Genomic DNA, 255 nt, shown 5'->3' on the forward strand with positions numbered 1-255 from the left:
TTGGGAAGCATGGCTGACCGTGGAACCCGCCCCTACAGTCGCACTGCTAGGAGCCTGGCATAATATGATTTCACCAATAGACGTTGCAACCTTCTTACCTTTGCATCTTGTCCCGATTTAGCTGCTTGGAATATACTCTTTTGGAGCTTGAAAACTTTCCGTTGAACCTTAGTCCACGGGATTGCCTTCCATGCGTTGCTCGTAGTCTTGATTGGTTTTGGTTTCCCAAATCCTTTCTTTAAACTCGCTATCGCC

At 47.1% G+C, this 255-nt stretch carries 1 protein-coding gene; it reads right to left on the bottom strand.

Annotated features, from left to right (window positions below):
* Nucleotides 1-32: 32 nt before the first annotated feature.
* Nucleotides 33-255, bottom strand: a 223-nt coding sequence (locus tag P5674_RS26355) for a reverse transcriptase N-terminal domain-containing protein (protein WP_315643530.1), incomplete at its 5' end; no start/stop codon positions are given.

It is taken from the genome of Limnospira sp. PMC 289.06, assembly GCF_032350395.1.
GTDB lineage: Bacteria > Cyanobacteriota > Cyanobacteriia > Cyanobacteriales > Microcoleaceae > Limnospira > Limnospira platensis.